General features: G+C 61.3%; 18 protein-coding genes. 8 read left to right on the top strand and 10 right to left on the bottom strand.

Annotated features, from left to right (window positions below):
- Positions 1-55: 55 nt before the first annotated feature.
- Together AC6I97_RS09430 and AC6I97_RS09425 are read right to left on the bottom strand one after the other, a co-directional pair.
- Positions 56-397 carry a DivIVA domain-containing protein gene (locus tag AC6I97_RS09430; protein ID WP_224088198.1) on the bottom strand — a complete coding sequence of 114 codons (342 nt, stop codon included), beginning with the start codon at positions 395-397 and terminating at the stop codon, positions 56-58.
- A gap of 18 nt (positions 398-415) precedes the next feature.
- Positions 416-1255, bottom strand: a complete 840-nt coding sequence (locus AC6I97_RS09425) for an LOG family protein (RefSeq protein WP_309928682.1) — start codon at positions 1253-1255, stop codon at positions 416-418.
- A gap of 163 nt (positions 1256-1418) precedes the next feature.
- Here AC6I97_RS09425 and AC6I97_RS09420 point away from each other — a divergent pair, with 163 nt between their 5' ends.
- From AC6I97_RS09420 to AC6I97_RS09405, 4 genes are all read left to right on the top strand, one after another.
- Complete coding sequence (locus AC6I97_RS09420; RefSeq protein ID WP_216924118.1) at positions 1419-2174, top strand: amino acid ABC transporter ATP-binding protein; 756 nt, start codon at positions 1419-1421, stop codon at positions 2172-2174.
- Between the two features lie 76 nt (positions 2175-2250).
- Positions 2251-3132, top strand: coding sequence for a glutamate ABC transporter substrate-binding protein (locus tag AC6I97_RS09415; protein ID WP_497944757.1), 882 nt, complete (start codon positions 2251-2253; stop codon positions 3130-3132).
- A gap of 97 nt (positions 3133-3229) precedes the next feature.
- Positions 3230-3880: an amino acid ABC transporter permease gene (locus tag AC6I97_RS09410; protein WP_497944756.1), complete on the top strand. Its 651-nt coding sequence runs from the start codon at positions 3230-3232 to the stop codon at positions 3878-3880.
- Positions 3877-4740 (top strand): amino acid ABC transporter permease, encoded by an 864-nt coding sequence (locus AC6I97_RS09405; RefSeq protein WP_497944755.1) that lies wholly within the window; start codon positions 3877-3879, stop codon positions 4738-4740. Before AC6I97_RS09410 ends, AC6I97_RS09405 begins: the two co-directional genes overlap by 4 nt.
- A 97-nt stretch (positions 4741-4837) precedes the next feature.
- Here the strand turns inward: AC6I97_RS09405 and dapE are convergent, their stop codons facing one another.
- Positions 4838-5962 carry a succinyl-diaminopimelate desuccinylase gene (gene dapE, locus AC6I97_RS09400; protein WP_497944754.1) on the bottom strand — a complete coding sequence of 375 codons (1125 nt, stop codon included), beginning with the start codon at positions 5960-5962 and terminating at the stop codon, positions 4838-4840.
- A gap of 107 nt (positions 5963-6069) precedes the next feature.
- On the opposite strand from dapE, the gene dapD reads away from it, so the two are divergent.
- Complete coding sequence (gene dapD / locus AC6I97_RS09395) at positions 6070-7083, top strand: 2,3,4,5-tetrahydropyridine-2,6-dicarboxylate N-succinyltransferase (RefSeq protein WP_224088202.1); 1014 nt, start codon at positions 6070-6072, stop codon at positions 7081-7083.
- Positions 7084-7096: 13 nt separating this feature from the next.
- On the top strand, positions 7097-7939 hold the full coding sequence (locus tag AC6I97_RS09390) for a transglycosylase SLT domain-containing protein (RefSeq protein WP_497944753.1): 843 nt from the start codon (positions 7097-7099) through the stop codon (positions 7937-7939).
- A 29-nt stretch (positions 7940-7968) separates the two neighbouring features.
- On the opposite strand, the gene AC6I97_RS09385 is transcribed toward AC6I97_RS09390, so the two are convergent.
- Both AC6I97_RS09385 and AC6I97_RS09380 read right to left on the bottom strand, forming a co-directional pair.
- Positions 7969-8580, bottom strand: a complete 612-nt coding sequence (locus AC6I97_RS09385) for a hypothetical protein (protein ID WP_224088204.1) — start codon at positions 8578-8580, stop codon at positions 7969-7971.
- 178 nt (positions 8581-8758) lie between these two features.
- On the bottom strand, positions 8759-9385 hold the full coding sequence (locus AC6I97_RS09380) for a TetR/AcrR family transcriptional regulator (protein WP_497944752.1): 627 nt from the start codon (positions 9383-9385) through the stop codon (positions 8759-8761).
- An 80-nt stretch (positions 9386-9465) separates the two neighbouring features.
- On the opposite strand from AC6I97_RS09380, the gene galE reads away from it, so the two are divergent.
- Positions 9466-10482, top strand: coding sequence for a UDP-glucose 4-epimerase GalE (gene galE, locus AC6I97_RS09375; protein WP_224164864.1), 1017 nt, complete (start codon positions 9466-9468; stop codon positions 10480-10482).
- 151 nt (positions 10483-10633) lie between these two features.
- Here the strand turns inward: galE and AC6I97_RS09370 are convergent, their stop codons facing one another.
- The 3 genes from AC6I97_RS09370 to fdxA all read right to left on the bottom strand — a co-directional run bounded on the left by AC6I97_RS09370 (position 10634) and on the right by fdxA (position 13639).
- Positions 10634-11917 (bottom strand): citrate synthase, encoded by a 1284-nt coding sequence (locus AC6I97_RS09370; protein ID WP_224088206.1) that lies wholly within the window; start codon positions 11915-11917, stop codon positions 10634-10636.
- 232 nt (positions 11918-12149) lie between these two features.
- Positions 12150-13298, bottom strand: coding sequence for a succinyldiaminopimelate transaminase (dapC, locus tag AC6I97_RS09365; protein ID WP_497944751.1), 1149 nt, complete (start codon positions 13296-13298; stop codon positions 12150-12152).
- 14 nt (positions 13299-13312) lie between these two features.
- Positions 13313-13639 (bottom strand): ferredoxin, encoded by a 327-nt coding sequence (fdxA, locus tag AC6I97_RS09360; RefSeq protein WP_018776555.1) that lies wholly within the window; start codon positions 13637-13639, stop codon positions 13313-13315.
- A 135-nt stretch (positions 13640-13774) separates the two neighbouring features.
- Between fdxA and AC6I97_RS09355 the strand changes: the two genes are divergently transcribed.
- Complete coding sequence (locus AC6I97_RS09355; protein ID WP_224088207.1) at positions 13775-14011, top strand: putative acetyltransferase; 237 nt, start codon at positions 13775-13777, stop codon at positions 14009-14011.
- Here the strand turns inward: AC6I97_RS09355 and AC6I97_RS09350 are convergent.
- On the bottom strand, positions 14008-14421 hold the full coding sequence (locus AC6I97_RS09350) for a hypothetical protein (protein ID WP_497944750.1): 414 nt from the start codon (positions 14419-14421) through the stop codon (positions 14008-14010). The genes AC6I97_RS09355 and AC6I97_RS09350 overlap by 4 nt on opposite strands.
- 30 nt (positions 14422-14451) lie before the next feature.
- Positions 14452-16368, bottom strand: coding sequence for a translational GTPase TypA (typA, locus tag AC6I97_RS09345; RefSeq protein ID WP_223933779.1), 1917 nt, complete (start codon positions 16366-16368; stop codon positions 14452-14454).
- Positions 16369-16592: the final 224 nt, after the last annotated feature.

Below are 16592 nucleotides of genomic sequence, written 5' to 3'. Positions count from 1 at the left end.
CGCGACAGGCGGGCAGTAGGTCCCTCCCCGCCAAAACGGATACGTGGAGTTGTACTCACGGCGTGGTCCGCTGGGCGCCGCCATTCTCAAGCTTTGATTGGACCAACGCGCTGAGTCTCTCGATCTCACGGTCCTTGGCCACCAGTTGGTCCCGTAACTCATCAAGGACCTGGTCCACCTGGTCCATGCGGTAACCACGCAGCCCCAGCGCAAAGCGCACGGCGTCGATGTCTGTGGCTGCGGCCTTCTCCGGGAGCAGCACCGGAGGCAAGTTGGGCACCGGGTCATCCAGGCCCGCTCCGACGGAGCCGCCACGGATGATGGCGGCCCCAAAATACAATGCGGCACCAATGAGGACAATCGCGACAAACACCAGGAAAAAGCTCACAGCCACCATCGTGCCAGAAACAGCCGCCTACTCCGGGCGCTGGTTTCCATTGGTGGTGGCCGGAAGCGGAGCACCGTGCAAGACGCGGTGGACGGCATCGGCAGGGTCATCCACCAGTTGGATCAGGTCCAGGTCCTTTTCAGACACCATCCCTTCAGCAACCAAAGTGTCCCGGATCCACTCAATCATTGGACCCCAGAAGCGGACACCCAGCAGCACGATCGGGAACGATGTCACCTTTCGTGTCTGTACCAGGACCATTGCCTCGAACAGCTCGTCCAAGGTTCCAAGTCCGCCGGGCAAGACGACGAAGCCCTGGGCGTATTTCACGAACATGGTCTTGCGGGCGAAGAAGTACCGGAAGTTGATGCCCAGGTCCACCCACTGGTTCAAGCCCTGCTCGAACGGCAACTCAATGCCCAGCCCGACGGATACGCCGTTGCCCTCAACAGCACCCTTGTTGGCGGCTTCCATGGAGCCCGGACCGCCGCCGGTGATCACTGCGACCCCGGCTTCGGCGAGCTTGCGTCCTACATCCACTGCCATCTCGTAGTACTCGGTTCCCGGTTTGGTGCGGGCAGAACCGAAAACACTGACCGCCGGGCCAATATCGGCCAATGCGCCAAAGCCCTCAACGAATTCGCTCTGAATCCTCAGGACGCGCCAGGGATCGGTGTGGATGAATTGCCCGGCACCGCTCGTGTCCAGCAAATGCTGATCGGACATTCCCGTGTCTGCCTGTTTGCGTCGCAGTTCCAAAGGACCCTTGTGCTTGGCCGGTGGAATCTCCGAAGGCAGGGGCACATGGACGCCCGCGACGTGGCCATTCGCGTCGGGGCCGGGAATCGGGTGCTGGCTAATGCTCATTGCCCAAGGCTAGCGCGGATGAATGCAAGCGAAGACGCTACGACGCGGTTCTTGCATTGCAGTCTGGTATATCGCTGGAGGGCAGGTTTCTGTTCAGTCACGATCTGGAGGAACTTGCCGTGACCGTGGTCATAATTGTGTCTTTGTTCGCTAGATTCGTCCTATGACTACTCAAGTGTCCGGCGATGCGCTCGTCTCCCTGAACAGCGTCAACAAACACTACGGTCAATTGCACGTTCTCAAAGACATCAACCTCCAGGTTAGGAAGGGTGAAGTCGTCGTGGTCATCGGGCCGTCCGGCTCCGGAAAGTCCACGTTGTGCCGTGCCATCAACCGTTTGGAAACGATCGACGACGGCGACATCGCGATCGACGGGAAGAAGCTCCCGGAAGAAGGCAAAGAACTCGCCCACCTGCGTGCAGACGTGGGGATGGTCTTCCAGTCCTTCAACCTGTTCGCCCACAAGACGATCCTTGAGAACGTCACGCTGGGACCGATCAAGGTGAAGGGCGTCGCCAAGGGCACGGCGGAAAGGGAGGCCATGGCCCTCCTGGAACGTGTCGGCGTCGGCCACCAGGCTCCCAAGCTCCCCGCGCAGCTCTCCGGTGGCCAGCAACAGCGTGTGGCCATTGCCCGCGCACTTGCCATGAAGCCCAAGGTGATGTTGTTCGACGAGCCAACCTCGGCTCTGGACCCCGAAATGATCAACGAGGTCCTGGACGTCATGATCCAGTTGGCAAAGGAAGGCATGACAATGATCGTGGTTACCCACGAGATGGGCTTTGCCCGCAAGGCAGCCGACCGCGTCGTGTTCATGGCCGATGGCCAGATCGTGGAAGATTCAACACCCGAGGAATTCTTCACCAATCCGCAGAGCAACCGCGCCAAGGACTTCCTGTCCAAGCTTCTGACCCACTAGCTCCCTGCTGACCCGCATCCAGGCCCGCACGGACCGCACCCAGGCCGTACGACGGCCAACCAATGAAAGGAATGTCATGAAGAAGGCTTTTATTACCCGGAGGAAATCTCTCCTGGTGGCCGCTTCGGCTGCACTGGCCCTCTCGCTGAGCGCCTGTGGTGGAGGCAGTGGCACCACCACTCCGCCTGTTGCCTCGGCGAGCTTCGAGGCCGGTACCACGATGGCGAAGTTGAACCAGGCCAAGAAGATCACCATTGGTACCAAGTTTGACCAGCCGCTGTTCGGCCAGAAGGGCCTTGACGGCAAGCCTGTCGGCTTCGACGTCGAAATCGGCAAGGCCATCGCCGCCAAGCTCGGCATTGAACCTGACAAGATCGAATGGGTGGAAACTGTTTCCGCCAACCGTGAACCGTTCATCGAGCAGGGCCGCGTTGACATCGTCATTGCCACCTACACGATCAACGATGCTCGCAAGCAGAAGGTCGCCTTCGCGGGTCCGTACTACGAAGCCGGCCAGGCTTTGTTGGTGAACAAGGACGACAACTCCATCACCAAGCCCGAAGACGTCAAGGGCAAGAAGGTCTGCTCCGTTACGGGTTCCACGCCAGCCAAGACCATCGTTGAAAAGTACGGCGCCGAACTGGTTCCGGCCGCAAACTACACCGCTTGCCTGGAGCCGTTGCGCAACAAGCAGGTTGTCGCCGTCACCACGGACAACGTGATCCTCGCCGGTTACGTTGACAAGGAACCGGACGCCTTCAAGCTCGCATCGGACGAAACCTTCACGAAAGAGCCTTACGGCATCGGCCTGAAGAAGGACGACACGGTCTTCCGCAACTGGATCAATGACCAGTTGGAGGAATTCGCCAAGGACGGCACCTACAAGAAGGCCTGGGAAGCAACAGCAGGAAAGGTCATCAAGACCGCTCCTGAGCTGCCCAAGATCGACCGTTACTAGTCGGAAGCCGGTGGCTGCCGTCGTCCCCCTGGCGGGGAGGGCGGCAGCCACCGACCTTTAGGATTCAATCCCTTTCCGCCGCAGCCGAAGGAAGCCAATGGACGCCATCTTCGAAAGCCTCCCCCAATATTGGGACGGATTTCTCCGAACCCTGTTTCTAGCCGTCGTGTCCGGCGTGATCGCACTGGTTGCAGGCACCCTCCTCGCCGCGATGCGTGTCTCGCCCGTGGCAGCCTTACGGGGCTTCAGCACGTTCTACGTGGAAGTCGCCAGAAACACCCCACTCACAATTATTTTCTTTTTCTCAGCAATCGTGCTTCCGCGGCTTGGCGTTAAGTTCGAACAGTTTGAAGTCGCCGCCATCATCGCTTTGAGCAGCTACACGGCAGCGTTTGTTGCTGAAGCTGTACGATCCGGCGTCAACAGCGTCCCGGTGGGACAAGCCGAAGCAGCCCGCAGCATCGGCATGACGTTCACGCAGGTTTTGGGCCTGGTGGTCCTGCCACAGGCCGTTCGCACCGTAGTACCCCCGCTGATCAATATCATGATTGCCCTGGTAAAGAACTCATCCGTCGCGGGTGCATTCTTCGTCCTGGAGCTCTTCGGCTACGGCCTGCAGTTGTCAAACAGCCATGGTGACGCAGTCATGTGGATCTTGATCGGTGTGGCGTTCTTCTACCTGCTGATCACAGTGCCCCTGGGCTTGTTGGCCCACTTCGTCGAGAAAAAGGTGGCGATTGCCCGATGACTTCGGTTCTCTATGACGTACCAGGCCCCAAGGCCCGCCGCGTTTCCCTCATTGGTTCGGTTGTCGGTTCCATCATCATCGCCGGTGGCGTGGTGGGAGCCATCGTCATCCTGTCTTCGCAGGGCATCTTCAACGCCTCCCGTTGGGAAGTCTTTGTTAACGAATCTGCCAAGGATGTTTGGACGCAGCTCGGCTACGGCGTCCTTGCCACCCTGCAGGCAGCCGGCGTTGCAGCCGTCATTGCCTTCCCCCTCGGAGTCGCACTGTGTTTGCTCCGTATTTCGCTGATCTCGTGGATCCGGGTGCCCACGCAAGTGGTCCTTGAGTTCCTCCGCGGCATGCCAGTGGTGCTCATGATCCTCTTCGTGCTGCTGGTGTTCGCCACCAGCCCCTTCGTAGCAGTTGTCAGCGGCCTGGTCCTCTACAACGCGGCGATCTTCGCCGAAATTCTGAGGGCAGGCATACAGTCACTTCCGAAGGGACAACGCGAAGCAGGTTTGGCCATTGGCCTGCGCAGCTTCCAGTCCAGGATGAGCATCGAATTCCCCCAGGCAATCCGCCGCATGCTCCCCTCACTCATTGCACAGTTGGTCGTCCTCCTCAAGGACACCTCGCTTGGCTACATCGTGGCCTACGAGGAACTGCTGCGTAAGGTGAAGCTGATCTCGGACCTGGAACCCAGCCTGTTGTTCTCCGCCTTCTTCGTTGGCGCCGCGATCTACATCCTGATCAACCTGTCAGTTTCCCGACTTGCGATCTGGATCGAAAGGCGCGGTTCCAAGAAGGCCGCAGGAGGTATGGCTTCGGCCATCAAGACCGTTGACCTTGAGGTAAACGTCCCGGGATCTGAAGCGAAGTAGAACCGGAAACATTCCTTTAGTCATGAAAAGAAGGTCCGCAGCCGTTCATTCGGCTGCGGACCTTCTTTTTCATGTGCTTGCAGAGTGCATTTGGACCTTAGCGAACCAGCCACGTCCGGAGTACACGAAGGCATTCCCGGACGGCACCGGCGTCGACGTGTTCATTGTCCTTATGTGCCAGCAACGGATCCCCGGGTCCGAAGTTCACGGCCGGGATGCCCAGCTCACTGAAACGCGCGACGTCGGTCCAACCGTATTTGGGCTTTGGTTCCGCGCCTACTGCGGCCACGAAAGACGCAGCTGCGGGGTGGTTCAGTCCGGGCCGGGCGCCGGCAGCAGCGTCCGTGCGGACGACGTCGAATCCCTCAAGGAGCTCCCGCACGTGGGCCTCAGCCTGGTCCGGCGTCTTGTCCGGAGCGAAGCGGTAGTTGATCTCTACGACGCAGCGGTCCGGGATGACGTTGCCTGCCGTGCCGCCATTGATCCTGACCGCATTGAGGCTCTCCCGGTAGTCGAGGCCGTCGACGTTGATGGTCCGGGGCTCGTAGGCTGCGAGGCGGGCGAGGATTGGTGCAGCAGCGTGGATGGCGTTGCTTCCCATCCATGCGCGGGCGGAGTGTGCGGCTTCGCCGATGGTGGTCGCTTCGAACCGGCTGGTTCCGTTGCAGCCCCCTTCAACAGTGCCGTGCGTGGGCTCGAGGAGAATGGCGAAGTCCCCCAGGAGCAGGTCGCCATGGTTGCGGACCAGCCTGCCCAGGCCACTCTTGACTGCCTCCACTTCCTCGTGGTCGTAGAAGACAAAGGTGACATCCTTGTCCGGCTCCTTGCCGTCGTCGAACAGGGTCGCCGCGAGTGCGAGCTGCACGGCAACGCCGCCCTTCATGTCGGTAGTCCCGCGGCCATAAAGCACACCCTCCCCGGGGATGCCCGACTCCCACGTCGCCGGAACGGTGCCCAACGAGCCTTCCACCGTGGGCAGCGGCACAGTGTCCAAATGTCCAGCGAGGATGACGCGCTCGGAGCGGCCAAGTTCGGTTCGGGCAATGATGGCGTCGCCGTCGCGCACCACGGTGTATTCGGGGATGGCGCGCAGACCGGCCTCGACGAGATCGGCGAGCTTAGTCTCGTTGCCGGAGACACTGTTGATATCTATGAGCGCGGCGGTCAGCAAGGCGACGTCCTGGCGCAGGTCCAGGAGGGCGGGGGCAGGGTTAAGGGTCACCACTCCACCTTAACGCTCCAGGCCGCTGTGTTTCGGGCAACAAATGCGACCTACCCCGGGGTGAGACGGGTTTCAGCCGTGCCATGGGCGGTCGATACACTGGGGCCATGACTGAAACTGCTTCCTCTGCTGTGCCCGCAAACCACCGATCAGCCTACGGATTCGGCCTCGCCACCATCGCAACCTCGCCTTCAGGGGAAGCAACCGTGCTGGATGTCTGGTACCCGGCGCCTGCCCTGGGCGTAGCCGCTGAAACCCTTCGCGACGTCGAGAATGCCGATCCCGCACTCACCGCCCTGGCCGACGATGGCAAAGACGCCGATCGCGGTACCGAGCAAAAAGTGGTCTTCGCCCAGATCGACCTCGACGCCGCGCCGGCCGACACCGCCGATGCTTACCTGCGTCTTCACCTCCTTTCGCACCGCTTGGTCAAGCCCAACAGCATCAATCTGGATGGCGTCTTCGGCAAGCTCCCCAACGTCGTATGGACCAACTTCGGTCCAGCCGCCGTCGAAGGTTTTGAAATGACGCGTGCGCGCCTGCGTAAGCGCGGCAACGTCGTGGTTTACGGGGTTGACAAGTTCCCGCGCATGGTTGACTACGTGGTCCCCACAGGCGTGCGGATCGCCGACGCTGACCGCGTCCGTTTGGGTGCGCACCTCGCTGAGGGCACCACTGTGATGCATGAAGGCTTCGTGAACTTCAACGCCGGAACCCTCGGCACGTCCATGGTGGAAGGCCGCATCTCCGCTGGAGTGGTGGCCGGTGACGGCACGGACGTCGGCGGCGGCGCCTCCATCATGGGTACGCTCTCCGGCGGAGGCAAAGAAAAGATTGCCTTGGGCGAGCGCGTTCTGCTTGGTGCAAACTCCGGCGTCGGCATCAGCATCGGCGACGATTCCGTGGTGGAAGCCGGCCTCTACGTCACCGCCGGCACCCGCGTCCGTGTGCCTGGTCCCAAGGATGAGAACGGCGAAGATACCAGCAAGATCATCAAAGCCGTCGAGCTTTCCGGTGTTCCCAACCTGCTGTTCCGCCGCAACTCCACAACCGGTGGCGTGGAAGTCCTGCCCCGCAAGGGCCAGACCGTGGAGTTGAACGAGGCACTCCACGCCAACTAGCAGAAGACAAGCAATGCGCCGGTTCCGCCGCGCCATTGTTGCGGTGCTTGCGCTGGCCCTCGTGGCCGGTGCCATCTACGCGATAGTTGCCATACTGCAGCGCTCCGAGACCCTGGTCTCGGAGCGCTGCCTCGCCGTCATGGGTTCCGAAAGCTACGAGTTGGCTACCGACCAGGCGGCCAACGCCTCGCTCATCACGGCTATCTCCGTACAGCGCGGACTTCCACCAAGGGCTGCAAGCATCGCCCTCGCCACCGCGATGCAGGAATCCAAGCTACGGAACATCAATTATGGTGACGATGCAGGACCTGATTCCCGCGGGTTGTTCCAACAGAGGCCATCGCAAGGCTGGGGAACCGAGGCACAGGTCATGGACCCCGCCTATGCGACAAACGCCTTCTATAACGGCCTCATCAAAATTCCCGGTTACGAGACCATGGAAATTACCCAGGCAGCCCAGCAGGTCCAGCGCTCCGCGTTCCCCCGGGCATACGCCCAGCACGAGAACATGGGGCGCGCCTTCGCTTCCGCCCTCACCGGTCATTCCGAATCCGCGCTGACCTGTGAACTCCGGATGCCTGAAGCAGCTGGTGACCCTGCCGCCGTCGTACAAGAACTGACGACGGCGTTCGGCCCCCAGCGCGCCACAGTCCAGGGCCGCTCGGTGCAACTGGATATCACCGGCACGCAAGCGTGGGCAGTTGCCCATTGGGCAGTGGCCAATGCCAAGTCCCTCTCCATCACGCAAGTGGATGTTGGCGGCCAGACGTGGAACAGGGAAAAACGCAGCGGATGGATTGCATCGGCGGCACCGTCTGAGTCAGTGACCATCACGGTCTCGGCACCCACTACCTAATTGGTACATAGGGGGTGCAAAGCCGCTACTTAAGCCAGAATCTCCACCACAGGCTGGACATAACTGCGGAAGACATCGGGCTCGGACAGCAGCTTGTGGCTCATGATCATGGTGCTGGGCTCCAAATACCAGGCACGGGGTTCGTTGAGCGGCAACTCGATGATGGTGAGATCAAAGTCCCGCGAACTACGCCCGACTTCCAAAAGCCGGTCCTCCACCATCTCGTTCAGGACTCCCGTGACCCCGTTGGCTTCACGCTCCGCCTCGATCTTGGCGTATTCATCGATCCTGTCCGTTGCCCATCCCAAAGCTGAGCCAAAGTGTGCCTGCAGGACACGCTGGAGGGCAGGCGAATTGCCGAAGGCCTTGAAACTGGGTGGCGCGAGCTCAAGTGCGGGGTCGGGATAGGTCTTCACGAGCTTTTCCCACCAGGCCTCCCACTCGGTTTTCAGGGCGTTGATTCCGCCCACATCCGAAGTGAGGTGACTATGGTCGGCATGGCGGACCTTGGGAGCAGCGTGCGACAGCAACGGCTTTCCGGCACCGTCGAGTCCAGCTACATCGCGCAAGTACAGGGCGATGAGCATCGGCCCGGACGTGTCCATGGTGATGCGCCATCCCGGGCCGCCTGACTCATGCATCCGAATTCCTCCCTTGGCAGGTTCCCGACATGTCCCAGTCTATTCCCGTTGGCTTGCTACGGTAACGGTGCGGGACGCACTGCTTGTCGGGCGGCACATTGGTCTTCCTGCGGACATTCGCGGGGAGGCCGAGACAGTCAATGGCGTGGCTGGACTGCCTATGGCGTGGCCGGTCAGTCTATGGCGTGGCCGGCGCCGGAGCGAAAGCCGCGAGATGAGCCGTGAGGACGTCACTGCACATCTCGGCCGTCATCCATTCCGGCTGGAGCAGGGCGTGCATGCAAAGGCCGTCCATGGTGGCCAGGAGCCGCTCAGCCTCTGTGACGAGGCTTTGCCGGGCTGCGGCCTCGCCGGGGCTCAGCAGCATGATGAGGCGTCCCACAATGGCAGCGACTGCGCGGTGGCTACGTTCGGCCTCGGCAGCCAGGGCGGGTTTGATTCGCGCAGCGTGGCGGAAGGCCATCCAAACGCAGGCGTCCATAGCGAGCTCTTCGTCCAAGGGAAGGAACTGACCCAAGAGGTTCAACACCGCGGCGTGCTGCCCGGCGCTGCCCGGGCTTTCGCTTTCAACGGCAAGAAAAGCTGACTCCAGCCGGGCGCTGATGCGGTCGATGACGGAGGCAAAGGAGAACGCGAGAAGATCGTCGCTGCTGGCAAAATAGTGCCGCACTGAGCCGACGGCCAGACCGGCTTCGTCAGCTACTTCACGAAGGGATGCCCGCTCCAAACCGTCGCTTGCGATGATCCTGAAGACAGCTTGGACAACTTCCTGGCGCCGGACTTCGGCATCAACAATTTTGGGCACCAGTATTTTTTAGCACGAACGTGCTTCAACAACGCTCAACACTGAGCGGCGTGGCTCCGATTTCCGATAGCGTAGACACCATGAAAATTCTTGTCACGGGTGGCACCGGCTACATCGGTTCACACACCGTTCTGTCCCTTCAGGAAGCCGGCCATGACGTCGTCGTGCTCGATAACCTCGTGAACTCCAGCGAAGAGTCCCTGCGTCGGGTTTCCGAGCTCACTGGAAAGACAGCGGCCTTCCACAAGGTCGACCTGGTGGACGAGCCCGCCGTCGAGGCCGTCTTCGACCAGCACCAGATCGACGCCGTGATCCATTTCGCAGGACTCAAAGCCGTGGGCGAATCCGTTCAGGAGCCATTGGCGTACTACTACAACAACATCGTGGGCACGCTGAACCTGCTCCGGGCCATGGACAAGCACAACGTCCGTTCCATCGTGTTCAGCTCCTCCGCAACCGTCTATGGCGAGCACAATCCCATCCCCTACATCGAGAAGATGGAAATCGGGGCCAACAACCCGTACGGCCGCACCAAGGAACAGATCGAGGACATCCTCTCGGACCTGGGCAATGCGGACGACCGCTGGCATATCGCACTGCTGCGCTACTTCAACCCGGTTGGCGCGCACCCGTCCGGACGCATCGGCGAGGACCCCCAGGGCATCCCCAACAACCTTGTCCCCTTCATCGCCCAGGTTGCCGTGGGACGCCGCGAGAAGCTGATGGTTTTCGGCGGCGACTATGACACCCCCGATGGAACAGCCCAGCGCGACTACATCCACGTCGTGGATCTCGCCGAAGGTCACGTAGCGGCACTGAACTTCATCGCTGACCGGGCGGGAGTCCGCCGCTGGAACCTTGGCTCGGGCCGCGGTTCGTCCGTTCTGGAGGTCCTGCGTTCATTCGAGAAGGCCGTAGGCCGGCCGATTCCATACGAGATCACCGACCGCCGGGCCGGTGACCTCCCCGCCTTCTGGGCTGATGCTTCTTCCGCCCTCGCAGACCTCGGATGGTCCACCACGAAGACTGTGGACCAGATGTGCGAGGACCACTGGCGCTGGCAGAAGAACAACCCCTACGGGTACAACGCTTCCTAATAGCAACGCGGGGTCACTTAGGGCCCATTTCGGCCTGCTTTATGGGCCCTAAGTGACCCCGCGTTGCTTTATCACAGGCGGAACCAACGACGGCGGCCGCCCACCTCGCGCGAGGTGGGCGGCCGCCGTCGTGATTGACGCTGTTGCCGTATCAGTTGGCCGGGTAGTTGCGCTCCGGCTCCCCTGTGTAGAGCTGCCGCGGGCGGCCGATCTTGGTCTGGGGATCGTTGATCATTTCGCGCCACTGGGCAATCCAGCCCGGGAGGCGGCCGATGGCGAAGAGGACAGTGAACATCTTCTCCGGGAAACCCATCGCCTTGTAGATCAGGCCAGTGTAGAAGTCCACGTTCGGGTACAGCTTGCGCTGGATGAAGTAGTCATCAGCCAGGGCCTTCTCTTCAAGGCGCATGGCGATGTCCAGCAGTTCGTCGTTGCCGCCGAGCTTGCCCAGGACCTCGTGGGCCGTTGCCTTGATGATCTTGGCACGGGGATCGTAGTTCTTGTAGACACGGTGACCGAAGCCCATGAGGCGGACGCCGTCTTCTTTGTTCTTGACCTTTTCCATGTAGTCCTCGGGCTTGATGCCCTCGGCCTGGATCTGGCGCAGCATCTTCAGCACGGCTTCATTGGCGCCGCCGTGGGCGGGACCGAAGAGGGCGTTGATGCCAGCGGATACCGAGGCGAAGAGGTTCGCGTTGGAGGAACCTACCAAGCGGACGGTGGAGGTGGAACAGTTCTGCTCGTGGTCAGCGTGCAGGATGAGCAGCAGGTCAAGGGCCTTGACCACAACAGGGTCCAGCTCGTACTGCTCGGCCGGGAGGCCGAAGCTCAGGCGCAGGAAGTTTTCCACGAGGTTCATGGAGTTATCCGGGTAGAGCATCGGCTGGCCAATGGACTTCTTGTGGGCGTAAGCGGCAATAACTGGCAGCTTGGCCATGAGGCGGATGGTGGAAACTTCCACATGCTCCGCGTTGAAGGGATCCAGCGAGTCCTGATAGAACGTGGACAACGCCGAAACAGCCGAGGAAAGCACCGGCATGGGGTGGGCGTCGCGCGGGAATCCGCCGAAGAAGCCCTTCAGTTCCTCATGCAGGAGCGTGTGGTGGCGGATGCGCTGATCGAAGGCTTCCAGCTCCGTGGGAGTGGGAAGGTTGCCGTAGATCAGCAAGTAGGAAACTTCCAGGAAGCTCGAGTGCTGGGCGAGCTGCTCGATCGGGTACCCGCGGTAGCGCAGGATGCCCGCGTCGCCATCGATGTACGTGATGGCCGAGGTGGTGGCCGCTGTGTTCATGAAGCCGGGGTCATAGGCAACGGCGCCCGTCTGCTTCAGCAGCTTGGAAACGTCATAACCTTCGTTTCCTTCTACAACCTGGATGCGCGGCAGTTCAAGTTCGCCGCCGGCATGGCGCAGTGTCGCGCTGGTGGTCTCAGTCATGGAGTCCCCTTCATGAGGCCTCTGGGCCTCTATAGAACGCTTGTCCAACCAACTTCTGGTGACGCCGTTTTCGGCCCCACTGTTGCAGGGCTCCAACGACCGCAGTGCTTTCTTATTGAAGGCCACCATTGATAGTCAGTTAAAAAGCTACCGCCAGTAACCCCCCGGAACTAATCCGTTCCGTCCGGTTACCGGCGGAATGACGCGGCTTGTGGCACAAGTCACAGCATTGTTATGAGCTTGCGCTTAACCTCTCCGCGGCTGCGTCAATGCGTTCATCGCTGCCGGTTAGTGCCACCCGGATGAAGCCGTTACCGGCGTCACCGTAGAAGACACCGGGACCTACGACGATTCCCAGCTCAGCAAAACGGGCCACCGTATCCCACGTAGCTTCCCCGGCCGTAGACCATAGATAGAGGCCGGCATTGGACTCATGGATCTGCAATCCGAACTTCTCAAGAGCCGGAACGATCCTCTCCCGACGTCCGCGGTAGAGATCCTTCTGTGCAAGGACGTGGTTCGAATCGCCCAAAGCGACGCGCATCGCTTCCTGCACCGGATAGGGCACGATCATTCCTGCGTGCTTCCGGCTGTTAACAAGGTTGGCCATAATCGCGGAGTCGCCAGCCACGAAAGCAGCCCGGTAGCCGGCCAAGTTGGACTGTTTGCTCAACGAATAGACGCACAGCAGGCCATCCGTGGAACCACCGGAAACCCGTGGGTCCAGGATGCTCGGGACAGCTTCTCCCCCACGCTGAACATCCCATTCGCCCCAGCCAAGCTCGGCGTAGCATTCGTCGGAGGCTACAACGGCGCCGACTTCGCGTGCCTGGCCCACGATCTCCCGGAGCGATTCGACACTCCGGACGCTGCCCGTGGGATTGCCCGGCGAATTGATCCACACCAGGCGAACCCTTGCGCGCGTGGCGGCATCCAGTTCGTCCAGGCTGTCAGCCGCCACGGCAGTGGCTCCTGCCAGCATCGCACCGATGTCATATGTGGGGTAGGCAACGGTAGGCCTGACTACGACGTCCCCGTTGCCAAGGCCCAGCAGGAAAGGCAACCAGGCGACGAGTTCCTTGGAACCCACCGTGGGCATAACGTCCTTCGGATCCAGGTTGACCACTCCGCGGCGGGCGGCAAACCAGTCCACGACAGCCTGCCTCAAGGCTTCCGTGCCATGCACCGTTGGGTAACCGTGCGCATCCGACGCCGCTGCCAGCGCATCCCGGATCAGGCCGGGAGTGGGGTCGACCGGTGTTCCGATGGACAGGTTGACTGCTCCCCCGGGATGCTTGGCGGCCGTGGCGACATACGGTGCCATGGCCTCCCACGGGTAGTCGGGCAGGTTAAGGCCAAAGGCCGGTGCCGCGGAAATCAAGGAAGCAACCGCCCTTAGTGGTCTTGGTTCTGCGGGGGCAGGGCGGCAATGAACGGGTGGTCCTTGCCAGTGTTGCCGATCTTCGCAGCGCCGCCCGGGGAACCGAGGTCGTCAAAGAATTCGACGTTGGCCTTGTAGTAGTCGGCCCACTCTTCCGGGGTGTCATCCTCGTAGTAGATGGCTTCCACGGGGCATACGGGTTCGCAGGCACCACAGTCGACGCATTCATCGGGGTGGATGTAGAGGGAACGCTCACCTTCGTAAATGCAGTCGACAGGGCATTCTTCGATACATGCCTTGTCCTTGACATCTACACACGGCTGCGCGATTACGTACGTCACGTCCCAGACCTCTCCACGGTTTGTCCCGGCCACAGCCGGGGTAATACGGCCGGCAGCATGCCGGACACTCAACTTCTGAGCCTATTATCCAACAGTGCTATGACGCCAACCTAGCCCGCGTCTTAGTATGAAACGGTGACTCCCCCGCATTTGCCACCCAGACAATTTCTGCTCAAGGCCCAGCCGGGCATCCGGGTGGTGGTGCGCTACAGGATCGAAGACGGGCTGACGGATGCACTGGGGTACCTGGTGACCACCACGGAAAGCAGCTGCACCGTACGAACGCGGACCTCCGACGTCGAAATTCCGCTGGGGTTGGTCATCGCGGCGAAGGAAGTTCCTCCTCCTCCACCGCGGCGCGGGCAGCGTTAGCGGCTGAGTGCCAGACGCTGCGTATTAGCAGCGCCGCGCCAGCGTATCCGTAGCCGGCTGGCCACCACAAGCATGATCAACGTGACCGCGGCAATGCCAAACACCCAGATGTTGCCCATGGCGTCGCCCAGCAACAACTGTTTGCTGGGTCCTCCGGACGACAACGCACCGACGGCAGCATAGGCCACTACGCCAGCTACCGCCGTCGGAATAACTGAAACCGACCATGCCGCCAACCACAACTGGACGGACGCAAGCAGCAACAGCGCTGCGCCGACGCCCCAGGGGACGTCGACGCCGGAGAGCACCACGGTTTGCCGGTGCAGTGCCGTGCCTGCCGCAGCAACAAAAAGAGCCGCCGGCACGGCCGTGGCGATGCCACGGGCCGCACTGGCGACTCCTTTGTTCATTCTGGTACAGCCGGATTCGTCCGGGCTGGACTATGCCTTGGCGCGGGCGCGGTTGGCCTTGGCGCGCTCGTTCGAATCCAGGATGACCTTACGGATACGGATGTCCTCCGGCGTCACCTCGACACACTCGTCCTCACGGGCGAATTCGAGGGATTCCTCAAGGGTCAGATCGCGCGGCGGCGTCAGGTTCTCGAAGGTGTCCGAGGAAGCAGCACGCATGTTGGTGAGCTTCTTTTCCTTGGTGATATTGACGTCCATGTCGTCGGCGCGTGAGTTCTCGCCCACGATCATGCCTTCGTAAACCTCAGAGGTGGGCTTCACGAAGAAGGAACCGCGCTCCTGCAGGTTGATCATGGCAAACGGGGTGACGACACCGGCGCGGTCGGCAACCATCGAACCGTTGGTGCGGTATTCGATGGGACCGGCCCACGGCTCGTAGCCTTCGGAGATGGACGCCGCGATGCCCGCACCGCGGGTGTCGGTGAGGAACTTGGTGCGGAAGCCGATGAGGCCACGGGCCGGGACGATGAATTCCATGCGGCACCAGCCGGTGCCGTGGTTGGCCATGTTGGTCATACGGCCCTTGCGGGCTGCCATGAGCTGGGTCACGGCACCGAGGTATTCTTCGGGGACGTCGATGGTCATGTGTTCCATCGGCTCGTGGATCTTGCCGTCGATGGTCTTGGTGACTACCTGCGGCTTGCCAACTGTCAGCTCGAAGCCTTCGCGACGCATCTGCTCAACGAGGATTGCCAGGGCGAGTTCGCCACGGCCCTGTACTTCCCAGGCGTCGGGACGCTCGGTGGGGAGAACCTTGATGGAGACGTTACCGATCAGTTCCTTGTCCAGGCGGTCCTTCACCTGGCGGGCGGTGACCTTGGCGCCCTTGACCTTGCCGGCCAGCGGCGAGGTGTTGATACCGATGGTCATGGAGATCGCCGGGTCGTCCACCGTGATCAGCGGCAGCGGCTGCGGGTTCTCGGCGTCCGTAAGCGTTTCACCGATGGTGATTTCCTCGATGCCTGCGACAGCAACAATCTCACCCGGACCGGCCGACTCGGTAGGAACGCGGGTCAGTGCCTTGGTGGCCAGGAGTTCGGTGATCTTGACGTTCTTGAGTTCACCGTTGGCGCGGGCCCAGGCAACGGTCTGGCCCTTGCGGAGCGTGCCGTTGTAGATGCGGAGCAAGGCGAGGCGGCCAAGGAACGGCGAAGCGTCCAGGTTGGTCACGTGCGCCTGGAGCACTCCATCCGGGTTGTAGGTGGGAGCAGGGATGTGCTCGATGATGGTCTTGAAGAGCGGCTCAAGGTCCTCATTCTCCGGGGCGGAGCCGTTGTCCGGCTGGTCCAGGGAGGCGCGGCCAACCTTGGCGGCAGCGTAGACAACCGGAACCTCAAGGACCTTGTCCAGGTCCAGGTCCGGAACTTCATCGGCAAGGTCCGAAGCCAGGCCCAGGAGCAGGTCCATGGACTCGTGGACAACCTCATCGATGCGAGCGTCGGGACGGTCCGTCTTGTTGACCAGGAGGATCACCGGAAGGTGCGCGGCAAGGGCCTTGCGGAGCACGAAGCGGGTCTGGGGCAGCGGACCCTCGGAGGAGTCGACCAGAAGGACGACGCCGTCGACCATGGAAAGGCCGCGCTCTACCTCGCCACCGAAGTCGGCGTGGCCGGGGGTGTCGATGACGTTGATGGTGATGGTTTCGCCGTTGGACGACGGGCCGTTGTAAGCAACCGTGGTGTTCTTGGCGAGGATCGTGATGCCCTTTTCGCGCTCAAGGTCACCGGAGTCCATGACGCGGTCCTCAACCTCACCGTGGGAAGCGAAGGAGTTGGTCTGCTTGAGCATGGCGTCGACCAGGGTGGTCTTGCCGTGGTCAACGTGTGCGACGATCGCGACGTTGCGCAGATCGCTCCGCGACGCAGTGTTGGTGATGGTTTCAGACATGCGTTGATGACTCGTTTCAGTGGTGAAGTCAGTTGTTTGTATCCGCGCGCATACCTGATCACCTGATCGGAACACACAACGAAAAGACCCCGGGACACAGGGCACCTACAGCAAGTCTAAACGCAGTTGCATTTATCAGCCTAAAAAGCAAGCCATTTAGGCCCAAATTGTGGCGTCCATCACAGCACATCACGCTTTAGTAACCGGCAGTCAAGATGCTGGAT

Source organism: Arthrobacter sp. TmtSoilC48 (assembly GCF_059739425.1).
The sequence above is the reverse complement of the archived record's forward strand: the minus strand, read 5'-3'. Positions and strand labels throughout refer to the sequence as shown.

Bases quoted from the DNA above. Each gene is read 5' to 3' on its own strand.
- AC6I97_RS09430 (WP_224088198.1), bottom strand. From the start codon at position 397: ATGGTGGCTGTGAGCTTTTTCCTGGTGTTTGTCGCGATTGTCCTCATT.
- AC6I97_RS09425 (WP_309928682.1), bottom strand. From the start codon at position 1,255: ATGAGCATTAGCCAGCACCCGATTCCCGGCCCCGACGCGAATGGCCAC.
- AC6I97_RS09420 (WP_216924118.1), top strand. From the start codon at position 1,419: ATGACTACTCAAGTGTCCGGCGATGCGCTCGTCTCCCTGAACAGCGTC.
- AC6I97_RS09415 (WP_497944757.1), top strand. From the start codon at position 2,251: ATGAAGAAGGCTTTTATTACCCGGAGGAAATCTCTCCTGGTGGCCGCT.
- AC6I97_RS09410 (WP_497944756.1), top strand. From the start codon at position 3,230: ATGGACGCCATCTTCGAAAGCCTCCCCCAATATTGGGACGGATTTCTC.
- AC6I97_RS09405 (WP_497944755.1), top strand. From the start codon at position 3,877: ATGACTTCGGTTCTCTATGACGTACCAGGCCCCAAGGCCCGCCGCGTT.
- dapD (WP_224088202.1), top strand. From the start codon at position 6,070: ATGACTGAAACTGCTTCCTCTGCTGTGCCCGCAAACCACCGATCAGCC.
- AC6I97_RS09390 (WP_497944753.1), top strand. From the start codon at position 7,097: ATGCGCCGGTTCCGCCGCGCCATTGTTGCGGTGCTTGCGCTGGCCCTC.
- AC6I97_RS09385 (WP_224088204.1), bottom strand. From the start codon at position 8,580: ATGCATGAGTCAGGCGGCCCGGGATGGCGCATCACCATGGACACGTCC.
- galE (WP_224164864.1), top strand. From the start codon at position 9,466: ATGAAAATTCTTGTCACGGGTGGCACCGGCTACATCGGTTCACACACC.
- AC6I97_RS09370 (WP_224088206.1), bottom strand. From the start codon at position 11,917: ATGACTGAGACCACCAGCGCGACACTGCGCCATGCCGGCGGCGAACTT.
- AC6I97_RS09350 (WP_497944750.1), bottom strand. From the start codon at position 14,421: ATGAACAAAGGAGTCGCCAGTGCGGCCCGTGGCATCGCCACGGCCGTG.
- typA (WP_223933779.1), bottom strand. From the start codon at position 16,368: ATGTCTGAAACCATCACCAACACTGCGTCGCGGAGCGATCTGCGCAAC.